Source organism: Nesterenkonia sp. (genome assembly GCF_029265375.1).
Taxonomy (GTDB): Bacteria; Actinomycetota; Actinomycetes; order Actinomycetales; family Micrococcaceae; genus Nesterenkonia.
Map to the genome: position 1 here is coordinate 12,505 of NZ_JAJUJJ010000013.1, position 11,408 is coordinate 23,912.

Sequence of the window (11,408 nt, forward strand, 5' to 3'; positions counted from 1 at the left end):
GCCGGTCAGAACGCTGACCGGCCCCGCCTCACCGGCTCAATCCTGCTGCTGCTCGTGGACTTCGATCAGCTGCTCGAGCACCTCGTCCAGTTCCAGCTCCGCCTCATAGTAGGCGGCTCGATCACCGGACTCCCAGGCCTCGTTCTTCTCATTGAGCAGATCACCGGCGCGGTCCAGCAGCTCCTGGGCGTCGGCGTCCTCGGAGATCGGGTCCGGGCTGGGCACGCTGGCCTCGGAATCATCCTCCTCCTCGGCCGGTTCGTCCTCCTCCGGAGCGCCGGCTTCCTCCTCATCCACCGGCGCGACGTCCACCTCATCCTCAACGGCCTCGGCGTCCACACCGGCTCCCTCGGCGGCCTCCACTCCGGCGTCGCCGTGGAAGATCATGTCCAGGGCCTCCTGCAGGGTGTCGCCGTAGCCGACCTCCTCGCCGAAGGCCACCAGCACCATCCGCAGGGCCGGATAGGCCGCATCGGTGCCGGCGGACTGCACGTAGACCGGCTGGACGTTGAGGATTCCGTCGCCGGCCGGGATGGAGAGCATATTGCCGCGGCGGACGTTCGAACCGCCGATCTCCAGCACGTTCAGCTGCTGCGCCACAGTGGAGTGGGCGTCGAAGTTCGCCTGGGTCTGGCCCGGCCCGGGGATCGCGGTGTCGCGGGGCAGCTCCAGCAGCCGCAGGGCACCGTATCCTTCGTTCTTCACTCCGTCCTCACCGGTGCCGGCGTCGCCGGAGGCGGCCAGGAAGCCGTAGAGCACGTTGCGCTGCTGCCCGTCAGCCTCGGTGGCGGGGATGAATGTGGAGGTCAGTTGGAAGCTGGCCTCCTCCTGGCCGGGCATCCGCATCGTCATGTAGTACGGCGGCTGGGCGACGTCGTCGCCGCTGGTGGGATCCGAGGGGATGGACCAGGCGTCATTGCCCTCATAGAAGGTGCCCGGGTGGTCCACGTGGTACTCGGTGAGCAGGGTCCGCTGCACCCGGAACATGTCCTCGGGGTAGCGCACGTGGTCCAGCAGCTCCGCGCTCATCTCCTTATAGGAGTGCAGGGCGGTGGGGAAGATGTTCTGCCAGGACTGCAGAATCGGGTCCTCCTCGTCCCATGCGTAGAGTGTCACCGAGCCGTCGTAGGCGTCCACTGTGGCTTTCACCGAGTTGCGGATGTAGTTGACCTGCCCGGCCAGCACCGGTCCGCCCTGGGTCAGGGCGTCGGTGGTGGCCGACTCCAGCTGCTGCTGGGTGGAGTAGGGGAAGGCGTTGGAGGTGGTGTAGCCCTCCACGATCCACTTGATCCGGCCGTCGACGATGGCAGGGTAGATGTTCTGGTCGACCTCCAGGTAGGGCGCGACCTTCTGCACGCGCTCCCGCGGGTGCCGGTCGTAGAGGATCTGCGACTCCTCGTTCATGTCCCCGGAGAGCAGGATCTCCGGGGCCTGGAACTGCAGGGCGTAGATCAGCCGGTTGAACAGGTTGCCCACTGAGGGGCCGCCGTCGCCGGAGAAGGTGTACTGGCTGTCGCGGCCGTCGTCGGCGCCGGCTTCGCCCTCCTCGTCCTCGGTGACCTGGGAGGCGGGGCGGTCCAGCTCCATGGGCGGTTCGCCCTCCGGAGCTCCGACGATGGAGTACAGCGGTGAGTTCTCGCCGAAGTAGATGCGCGGCTCGTAGTCCTCATCGGAGGCCAGCTCACCGGTGGTGGGGATGCCCTGCAGGGTGAACTGCGGGCGCCCTTCCGGGGTGACGGTGTTCGCGTTGGCGGCCACCAGTCCGTAGCCGTGGGTGTAGATCAGGTGCTGATTGACCCAGGAGCCCTCGGTGGGGGCGTTGACCTCACGGGCGGCGATGACGGTGTCATGGGTCTCCCCGTCGATGTCATACCGGTCGAAGCTCAGCGTGTCCGGGAACCGGTAGTAGGGCCGGAACTGCTGAAACTGCCGGTAGGCGGCGGAGACCAGATTCGGGTCCAGCAGGCGGATGTTCTCAATATTTGTCTCGTCCCCGGCCAGGGCGCCCTCCTCCGCCACCGGGACGGCGGGGTAATGCTCCTTCTGCACGTCCTGCAGACCGTAGGCGAAGCGGGTAAGGTCCATATTCCGCTCGATGTAAGGGGTCTCCAGAGTCTGCTCCGAGGGGCGGACCTGGTACTCCTGAACCAGGAAGGGGTAGATGCCGCCGCCGATGATGGCGGTCAGAATCAGCATGGCTGTGCCGATGATGGCCAGCCGCCAGCGGGCGGTGATCGCGGTGACGATGAACACCACAGCCACCAGCACCGCAGCCACTGCAAGGATGGTCTGGGCCGGGATCACCGCATTGACGTCGGTGTACATGGCCCCGGCCCAGTTGCCGCCCTGGTCCTGCAGCGTGGCATAGCGGTTGAGCCACCAGTTCACGCCCTGCAGCGCCAGGAAGATGGCGCCGGCGACGGCGATGTGCCAGCGGGCGGCGCGCTCCACCACGAACTTGCCGGAGGATTCGATGCGGATGGAGCCGAACAGGTAATGGCACAGGATGCCGGCGATACCGGCCACCAGCACGGCAGAGATCAGGAAGCCGTTGACGAAGCCCAGGAAGGGGAGGGTGAAGACGAAGAAGGCGAAGTCGAGTCCGAATTCCGGGTCGGTCTGCCCGAAGGGCTCCTGGTTGAAGAACAGCAGCACGCCCTCCCAGTTGGCCTGGGCGGCGGTCCCGGCGAACAGGCCCATCAGCACCGGCAGACCGAACATCAGAAGCCGGCGCATCGAGGTCAGGGTGGACTGGTACCGGGAGACGGAATCGCCCAGCTGGCCCTCTATGCCCACCGGCCGGGTGCGGAAGGCCAGGAACAGGCTCAGCCAGACCAGCACTCCCATCATCACGAAGGCAGCGGCGAAGATGCCCGCACGCGCCAGCCGCTCGGTCCAGAACACCTCTGAGAATCCGAGGTGGGAGTACCACATGACGTCGGCGTAGAAGCCGGCGAAGGCCACAAAGGCGCCCAGCAGCGCGGCGATGATGATGATGGTGATGATCAGCGCCGAGGGCCGGCGTGATCCTCCCCCGCGGCCTGCCGGACCGCCCGGGGAGCCGCCACCGGGTCCCCCTGACCTGGAGCTTTCACCGTTGCCCGGTCCGGAGCCGAAGATGCCCCCGGAGAAGGGGTTCGAATTGCCGAATCCCTGAGAGAAACTCACCCTGTGTCCTCGTCTCTAGTACTGCTGTTGTGTGCGTGTGATCCTGCTGACCTCGGCGTCAGCGACCGCAAGGTTCGCGTGCTGCCAGGAAGTCCTGGTCGCCGTCGCGGACTGCCTCCACGATCTGGACAGCTTCGCTGACGTCTTCGACCCCGTAGACCTCCAGTCCGCTCGGAAGCCTGCCCTCCAGCTCATCACAGTTGTCCCGCGGAGCCAAGAAATGCTCAGTCCCGGCTTCGGCGGCTCCGACCACCTTCTGGGCGATGCCGCCGATGGGCCCGACGGTGCCGTCAGGATCCACCGTGCCGGTGCCGGCCCACTGCTCGCCGCCGGTGAGCGAATCCTCAGTCATGGTGTCGATCAGCCCCAGTGCGAACATCAGTCCAGCAGACGGCCCGCCGACGTCCTCAAGGCTGATCTCAGCCTCGATGGGGAACTCGAACTGAGTGCCCAGCATGATGCCGACGTAGTACTCTCCGTCTGCATCCTGATAGGTGGGCACCTCTACGTTGACGTTCTCCCCGTCGCGGATCACCGTCAATTCTATCGGTTGGCCTGCGGCCTCGTTGACCGCACTGCGCAGGCCCTCCAGCCCGGTGACCTCCTCGCCGGCGGCCTTGAGGACCTGGTCTCCAGGGCTGAGCAGCTGGTGGGTGCCGGCTTCCACCGCCTCAGGGGTGAAGTCCACTACGGAGAGTTCGACCTCGACGTCGACCCCGAGGTGCTCCAGGGCGGCGGCCAGCGCCAGCTCCTGGGAGGAGGTCATCGCCTGGGTGTTGAGCTGGCGCACCTCTTCGGCGGTGGTGCCCGAGGGGTAGACGAGTTCGTGGGGGGTCAGGTCGACGGTGGGTGAGAGCCAGCCGCGCACCGCTTGGGCGCCGCGCACGGTCTGGGTGGGAGCACCGGTGACGTAGACGGTGGTCAGTGACAGCTCGCCCTCGGTCGGATACGTCTCAGCACCGTCGACGCTGATCACCGGCTGGTCCTCAATCTCGCCGGTGGTGTTGAACAGCGGCCCGGGCGATTCCAGCAGATAGGGGCTGGGCATCAGCAGGGCGCCGACTCCCAGAAGCAGGGCGGCGGTCCCGGAGGCGTATTGGACCCCGCGCCGGAGCCTCACCCGCCGGCTCCCGGAGTCTCTCCGGTGCTGCCGTAGCCGCCGTCGAGCAGCTTCTTCAGCTCCTCGTCGATCTTCGCCGATTCTGCTTCGCGAGCCGACCGCCGCGCATGGAAGCCGGCGGGATCGTCAAGGTCCTGCTCGTCAGGCTGCACATCCGGGTGGGTCCAGACCTCGTCGCGCCCGGCGATGCCGTCGGTCTCCCGCAGGTGGGCCCACAGTGCCGCCGCGTCGCGCAGCCGCCGGGGCCGCAGCTCCAGTCCGACCAGCGCGGCGAAAGCCGCCTCCGCCGGTCCGCCTGTGGCGCGGCGACGGTTCATGGTCTCGCGCAGCTTCTCCAACGAGGGCAGGTGGGCTCCGGCCTGGGACACCACATCATCGACCCAGCCCTCCACCAGGGCCAGCGTGGTCTCGATGCGGCGCAGGGCGGCCTCCTGCATAGGAGTCCGGTCAGTCTGGAACAGCCCGTCGCCGAACAGGTTCTCCAGCTCTTCGGGGTTGCTCGGATCGATCTGGCTGGCCGCCTCCTCGATCCGCTCCATATTGATGTGAATGCCGGCGGCGTACTGGGCGACGGCGTTGAACAGGTCATCCTCCAGCCACGGGGCGCGGACGAACAGTCGCATGCGGGCGGCCTCCCGCAGCGCCAGGTAGAGCATGATCTCCTCATCCTCGACCTGCAGGCCTTCGCCGAAGGCCGCGATATTGGCCGGCACCAGCGCCATGGTCTCCCCCGCCATAGGCAACCCGATGTCCGAGCCGGAGTGCACCTCACCGGCCAGCTCCCCGATGGCCTGGCCCACCTGGGCGCCGAAGACTACCCCGCCCATGCGCTCCATCATGCTGGAGACCTGCCCGGCAGCGCCGGGAGGGATCATGCCCTTGAGCTCTTCAGGGATGCCGGCTCCGCCGTCCTCCTCCAGCTGCTGGCGGACCACCTGCCCCATGGCGCGGCCGACGGACTCGGCCACCGGCTCGGTCAGCCGCTTCCAGCATTCGAAGGTCCGCTCAACCCACTGGCGGCGGCTCAGCCCCTGGCCGATCTGGCCCAGCGCCTCGAAGCTGGTGGCCTCATCGATCCACATCTCCGCCAGTCGCAGCGCGTCGTCGATGGTCTTGGACTCGGCCGGAGTCACTGCGGCGTCGTCGTTGCCGATGGTGCTCAGCGCGGCGTTCTTGGTCAGCTCCCAGTCCACCGGTGAGTCGGAGTCCTGGTTCTGCATGGCGGAGAACATCGCCTGCACCTGGCCGAGGATCTGCTGCATCATCTGCGGGTCCGCGCCGAGACCGCCGGGCAGCTGCGAGGGGTCGAAGCCGGGAGGGAATCCCGGAAAGCCGGATTCGGAGCCGGCCGAGCGCGGGTTTCCGGTGAAGCCGATGGAGGGACCAGAGTCCTCGCCGTCGTCGTTCTTCTCCGAGTCCTCACCGCTGTGCGACTGGTCACCGAAGGCGTCGCCGAAGAGTTTGCGGAAGAACTCCTCCTCCGGGCCCTGGCCCTCAGAGCCGTGCTCGCGGTCTTCGCTGTTGCTCATCGCCGTACGCTCCCTGCTTCGGGTCTGCCTGGTGGTCGTAGAGGTGGATAGGTCTGCAAGGGTATCGCTGGCAGCTGAGTTTGTCCGTCCCGCAGTGGGTACGTTCGCCGCGGGATGACATGCCGGTGTCTCAGCCGGCCAGCGGCTCCACCGCCGTCAGGCAGGCGCACTCTGGGTGCGGGGAGATGCTGAGGCTGCTCTGGTGTCCGGTGGCCCGGTCGGTGATCAGCTGGGCGGTCTGCACCGCCGCCGGACGCTGCCCCTCGACGAGGACCTGGATCTGGTGGACGGCGAGATGAGAGGCGGCCTGCAGCAGCGGGTCGGGCTGCTGCCGGTGGGAGGGGTCGCTGCCCTGGGCGGTCTCAGCAGGGCGCTCTGGCTCCGGGAGGGGCTCAGCGTCAGCCGGGCGCTCGGCCTCCGGGGCGGGCGCCGCTGCGGCCGCGCCGGAGGTCTCCGGCGGAGCCGGCAGCAGACCGTGGTGGAGCAGGCAGTCCGGGCAGAGCCCTCCCTGATGGCTGAGCAGCGGACCCAGGCGCCACGCCTGGGCGTCGCCGACCACCGGCAGCACCGCTGCGGAGGCTCGGCATGCGGCGCGCAGCTGGCTGTGCAGCTGCTGCGGCCGCGGCCTGCTGCGCAGCACCAGGTGCACGTCCACTCCGGAGGCCGTGGCCCCGGCGGGCACTTCGATGACCACTGTGCTGCCGTCTCCGGGATCCAGCAGCCGGGAGGCGGCGTGGGAGCGGTGCATGCCGCGGGCGGTGCGGGGGAAATCGGTGTCGGAGGCGGTGACCGGGCGGTCATCGCAGAGCATGAGGGTGCCGATCCCCCACTGGATGAGCTGTTTGGCTGCCTGAAGGCCTGCGGGGTCCAGACCGTCGATGAGCACTGTGGCCAGCCGGCGTCGGGCGCTGCACAGCGCCTGGGTCTGCGGGTCGGGCCGCGTGGAGGTGGTCATGAGTCTCACCGGTCCTTCCTCCTGCCTGGGGTGCGTTCTTTCATTCTTGCTCAGCCCAGCAGGCCTCCCGCAGGTTATCCACAGGCGGCTTCCCCCGGGGCGCGCTGTCCCCAGGGCGGGTGCGGCGCCTTCCGGCGTCGGCGGCTCTCAGTAGAGTGGAGGCGTGACTCAGCGTGAACAGCGGATGGCGGTGGACGGCCAGGAAGTGATTGTGGTGCGCTCTTCCCGCCGCACCCGCACGGTGACGGCCGATATGGTCGGCGGGCAGCTGAGGCTGCGAGTGCCGATGCGGCTCTCCCGCAGGGAGATCGCAGGGCATGCCCGTGCCTTCCAGAAGCGGCTCCACAGCCGGCGCTCCCGCGCCGGGGGCAGCGATGAGGCGCTGCTGCGGCGGGCCCGGGAGCTGGCCGCAGAGTATTTTGAGTCTTCGGTGGAGCCGACGTCGGTGAGCTGGTCCTCCCAGCAGCTGAAGCGGTGGGGCTCCACCACGCCGACCACCGGAACTATCCGGCTCTCGGCACGGCTGCGCACTATGCCGGGGTGGGTGGTGGATTCTGTCCTGGTCCACGAGCTGGCGCATCTGATCGAACCCGGCCATGGGCCGGCGTTCCGCCGCCTGGTGGCCCGGTATCCGCGCACTGCAGAGGCTGAGGCCTTCCTGGAGGGGGTCAGCTGGGCGGAGCAGAATCTCCCCGCGGAAGGCTGAGGTCTGGGCTCGTCAGTTCTGGGATGCGTGCTGGTGACTCAGGTGGCTGAGGATGGCGGACTTGAGGGCCTCGCCGTGCTGGGCCAGTTTGCGCTCACCGATACCGGGGATCTGAAGCAGCGCCTCATCAGTGGTGGGCTTATGCTCGGCGATCAGCTCCAGGGTGGCGTCGCCGAAGATCATGAACGCTTTGACGTTGAGCTCCTTGGCGTAGTCCCGCCGCCAGGCGCGCAGCTGCTCGAAGAGCTGCTCGTCGTAGCGGGCGGGACACTCCTCGCAGCGCCGCCGTTTGATCTGGGTGCCGACGGTCAGCACTTTCCCGCAGGTCGCGCAGGTGGCGGCCTTCTTCCTCCGGGCGCTGGCGTTGGGGCTGAGCCCGCCGGACCCCGGAGCGATCTTGCGCACCGCAGGCTCCATGCCGAGGCTGCGCCGCAGCGGCTCGAGGAACCGCGAGGGCTTGCGCCGACCGCGCCCGCCGGGGTGCCGAGCCGCGGCGGAGCTGAGTGAGAGGTGCTTGCGCGCCCGGGTGATGCCCACATAGAGCAGACGCCGCTCCTCGTCGATCTCCGCCTGAGTCTGGGCGAAGGTGATGGGCATCAGACCTTCGTTGAGACCGGCGAGGAAGACCGCATCCCACTCCAAGCCTTTGGCCGAGTGGAGGGATGCCAAGGTGACACCCTCCACGGTGGGCGCGTGCTGGGCGGCGGACCGCTCCTCCAGCTCCGCGATGAACTCCCGCAGGGTGAACTCCTCGCGCTCGGCGTCCAGGTGATCGGCCAGCGCCACCAGGGCGGCCAGCGACTCCCACCGTTCGCGGACCGCACCGGCGGACGAGGGCGCCTCCCGGGTCCAGCCGTGCGAGCTCAGGACCGCCCGGACCTGCTCAGGGGTGCTGCGCGGCTGGTCGGTCTCGGCAACCAGCGAGGATGTGCGCAGGGCCGCCAGCGCCTCGCGCACCTCAGGCCGGGAGAAGAACCGCTCTGATCCGCGCAGCTGATAGGACAGGCCCGCCGAGGCCAGAGCCTGCTCGAATGCCGCGGACTGCCCGTTGGTGCGGTAGAGCACTGCGATCTCACTCAGCGGGGTGCCCTGGTCCCGCAGGGCGGTGATCTGCTCTGCGATCCAGGCCGCTTCGGCGTCGTCATCGGCATGCTCGGTGATCTGCGGCTGGGGGCCGGAGTCCCGCTGGGAGATCAGCTGCAGCGGTTCGGCCCAGGCAGCAGGCTGCTGGCCGCTGAACCGGGCGCGGCGCTCGATCCGCTCCTGCTCCCGGCTGCGGTCGGCCAGCAGCGCATTGGCCAGACTCACCACCTCAGGGGTGGAGCGGTAGTCGCGCACCAGCTTGACCACCTGAGCCTGCGGGTGACGGCGGCGGAAGCCGAGCAGGTAGTCGGGAGTCGCCCCGGTGAACGAGTAGATGGTCTGGGCGGCGTCGCCGACCACGCAGATCTCCTCACGCCCGCCCAGCCAGAGATCCAGCAGACGGTGCTGCAGAGGGGAGACATCCTGGTACTCATCCACCACGAAGTGCCGGTACTGCTGGCGGACCTGGGCGGCGATGGCCTCCTCATTCTCCAGCATCCCCGCGGTGAACAGCAGCACGTCCTCGAAGTCCATCAGCTGCCGGTCTGCCTTGATGTCCTCATAGGCCTGGTAGAGCTTGGCGAAGCTGGCGTGATCCGCTCCGGCGGGCTCGGGCCGGGTCTCAGCCTTGGCCAGGTAGCCCTCCGGTGTGAGGGTGGAGACTTTGGCCCATTCCACCTCGGAGGCGAAGTCGCGCAGCGCCGCGCGGTCGGTAGTCATGCGCAGCCGTTTGGCGGCCTCCGCCAGCAGCCGGACCTTATGGTCCAGAATCTGGGGCAGCGGCCCCCCGACGGCCACCGGCCAGAAGTACTGCAGCTGCCGCAGTGCGGCGGCGTGGAAAGTGCGGGCCTGGACGCCGGGGGCGCCCAGGCTGGTCAGCCGTGAACGCATCTCTGCGGCAGCCCGGGCGGTGAAGGTCACCGCCAGCACGCGGTGGGGGTCGTAGATTCCGGAGCGCACTCCGTATGCGATCCGGTGGGTGATGGCCCGGGTCTTTCCGGTGCCGGCGCCGGCCAGGATGCACAGCGGGCCGGTGAGAGTGGCTGCGGCCTCGCGCTGTTCGTCGTCGAGTCCGTTGAGGACCTCCTCGGCGTCGGTCATGGTCTCTACGGTATCGCCCGCACCAGCACCTCCCGGACCGAATTCCACAGTCCTGCGCGTTGCATGCGTGCAGGACCGGCTGGCGTGGCTAGGCTGAGGTGCGTGCGATGGACTTCGATGGAACTGGCCGCTCTGGCCACGCGGGCCGTGCCGGGGCTCTCCCCCACGGGCGTGGCGGATGCGCCCGATGATGCGCGGGACTTCATGGCCGCCGTCGTCGTCGATGCCTCGGGCAACCGGTGGCGAGTTCGCGGTCCCCAGCACTCCCAGGCCGCGATGCGCCTGGAGACGGAGGTGCAGGTCCTGCGGGGCTTCTCCACGGCGATCCGCGCGGAGCTTCCCTTCCGCGTGCCGTCGGTGGCAGGGGCCACGCGGGTGGACGATATGCGCGTCTTCGTCTACAACCATTTGCCCGGCGCCTCTGTGGAGCTGCCGGCGCTGACCGGCGCCTCGGCCGAATTGGTGGATGACATCGGCCGTACCATCGCCGCAGTGCACGGGCTCAGCGAAACGGTGGTCGATCACGCGGACCTGCCCCGCTACTCGGCGGAGCGGCTGCGCCAGCGGCGGCTCAACGAGCTGGATGCCGCAGCGGCTACCGGCCTGGTGCCGGCCCTGCTGCTGCGCCGCTGGGAGCACGCCATGGAGGACAAGGAGCTCTGGGGCTTCGCACCCACCGTGGTGCACGGGGATATGCATGAGGACAATCTGCTCATCGAAGGTGAGCGGGTGGTGGCTGTCACCGGGTGGACCGACCTGCATATCGGGGATCCGGCCGATGACTTAGCCTGGCTGATCGCCTCCCCCGATCAGGGCTTCACCGATGCCGTGCTGGAGGCCTACCGCCGGCACCGCGGCCAGGCCGAGTCCGCCCCGCAGCCCGACGATCATATTCTGAGCCGTGCCGCGCTGGCTGCGGAGTTCGCGCTGGCGCAGTGGCTGGTGCGCGGCAAGTCCGCGGACAACCAGCAGATGGCCGAGGAGGCGCTGACCCTGCTGAAGCAGCTGGCCTCCGATATTGAGACCTACGGCGGACGGCCGATCGCGCTGACTCCTATGGAGGGCGAGCCGGCCCGGGAGCCGGCCGATGTCCAGGACTCCAAGCCGGTGATGCGCGCCGGGGCCGCTGCCACCGTGGCGGGGGCAGGCGCCTGGACCGATGAGGACGATGACGAGCCGGCAGTGATCACCGACGCTGACGCGGCCGACGACGACGCCACCGGACGGGTCACCCCGCTGCGGCCGCGCAGCAGCGAGCCGGGGCCGGACGAGGATCCTCCCACCGATCAGATCCCCGCCTATGTGGAGGACCACTTCGAGGAGGATGACTCCCCCACGGACGTCTTCGCCCCGGTGAGCGACTCCCAGACGGGAACAGGTCTGCCGATCCGGCCCGATGCCGCGTCTGAGCAGCGGGCGAAGCGGAAGAATTTCTTCCCCGCCTCGGCGGCCTCTGCCGCGTCTGCTCGGTCTGCCCAGTCAGCGCGTTCAGCACAGTCGGCGCAGTCGGCCGGGTCAGCTTCCAGCTCCTCCGCTGCGTCGGCAGAGTCCGCCGGTTCGGGCACCTCGGCTGCCTCTGCCGGTTCGGCGGATTCGGGCGGTTCTGCTGCCTCCGCCGGATCTGCCGGGTCGGCCTCATCAGCGGACTCGGCCCCGAGCGCTGACGAGGCGGCGACGCAGGCCGCCTCCAGCGTCTACGAACGCCATCCGGGGCTCCGCCCGCCCAGCTCCTGAGCTCGTCGCTGC

At 68.8% G+C, this 11,408-nt stretch carries 7 protein-coding genes; 2 read left to right on the top strand and 5 right to left on the bottom strand.

Translation table 11 applies throughout. The annotated features are described in order from the left end of the window. Window positions 1-36 precede the first annotated feature (36 nt). The 4 genes from Q1K09_RS06980 to Q1K09_RS06995 all read right to left on the bottom strand — a co-directional run bounded on the left by Q1K09_RS06980 (window position 37) and on the right by Q1K09_RS06995 (window position 6,772). Window positions 37-3,168 carry a UPF0182 family protein gene (locus Q1K09_RS06980; protein ID WP_300344220.1) on the bottom strand — a complete coding sequence of 1,044 codons (3,132 nt, stop codon included), beginning with the start codon at window positions 3,166-3,168 and terminating at the stop codon, window positions 37-39. 58 nt (window positions 3,169-3,226) lie between these two features. Further along, complete coding sequence (locus tag Q1K09_RS06985) at window positions 3,227-4,288, bottom strand: S16 family serine protease (protein WP_300344222.1); 1,062 nt, start codon at window positions 4,286-4,288, stop codon at window positions 3,227-3,229. Beyond that, window positions 4,285-5,817 carry a zinc-dependent metalloprotease gene (locus tag Q1K09_RS06990; RefSeq protein ID WP_300344223.1) on the bottom strand — a complete coding sequence of 511 codons (1,533 nt, stop codon included), beginning with the start codon at window positions 5,815-5,817 and terminating at the stop codon, window positions 4,285-4,287. The genes Q1K09_RS06985 and Q1K09_RS06990 overlap by 4 nt, the downstream gene beginning before the upstream one ends. Window positions 5,818-5,947: 130 nt before the next feature. Continuing rightward, a complete protein-coding gene (locus tag Q1K09_RS06995; RefSeq protein WP_300344225.1) occupies window positions 5,948-6,772 on the bottom strand; it encodes a hypothetical protein in 825 nt (274 codons plus the stop codon). 163 nt (window positions 6,773-6,935) lie between these two features. Here Q1K09_RS06995 and Q1K09_RS07000 point away from each other — a divergent pair, with 163 nt between their 5' ends. Then, the gene (locus tag Q1K09_RS07000; protein ID WP_300344226.1) at window positions 6,936-7,478 is read left to right on the top strand and encodes a M48 family metallopeptidase; all 543 of its coding nucleotides are present in this window, start codon (window positions 6,936-6,938) and stop codon (window positions 7,476-7,478) included. Between the two features lie 12 nt (window positions 7,479-7,490). Here Q1K09_RS07000 and Q1K09_RS07005 read toward each other — a convergent pair whose 3' ends face one another. After that, complete coding sequence (locus Q1K09_RS07005; RefSeq protein ID WP_300344227.1) at window positions 7,491-9,662, bottom strand: ATP-dependent DNA helicase UvrD2; 2,172 nt, start codon at window positions 9,660-9,662, stop codon at window positions 7,491-7,493. Window positions 9,663-9,779: 117 nt separating this feature from the next. On the opposite strand from Q1K09_RS07005, the gene Q1K09_RS07010 reads away from it, so the two are divergent. Next, window positions 9,780-11,396 (top strand): phosphotransferase, encoded by a 1,617-nt coding sequence (locus Q1K09_RS07010; RefSeq protein ID WP_300344228.1) that lies wholly within the window; start codon window positions 9,780-9,782, stop codon window positions 11,394-11,396. Window positions 11,397-11,408 lie beyond the last annotated feature (12 nt).

What these genes read in the sequence shown, in the direction of transcription:
- Q1K09_RS06990 (WP_300344223.1), bottom strand. Translation starts at nt 5,817, where the DNA reads ATGAGCAACAGCGAAGACCGCGAGCACGGCTCTGAGGGCCAGGGCCCG.
- Q1K09_RS06995 (WP_300344225.1), bottom strand. Translation starts at nt 6,772, where the DNA reads ATGACCACCTCCACGCGGCCCGACCCGCAGACCCAGGCGCTGTGCAGC.
- Q1K09_RS07005 (WP_300344227.1), bottom strand. Translation starts at nt 9,662, where the DNA reads ATGACCGACGCCGAGGAGGTCCTCAACGGACTCGACGACGAACAGCGC.
- Q1K09_RS07010 (WP_300344228.1), top strand. Translation starts at nt 9,780, where the DNA reads ATGGAACTGGCCGCTCTGGCCACGCGGGCCGTGCCGGGGCTCTCCCCC.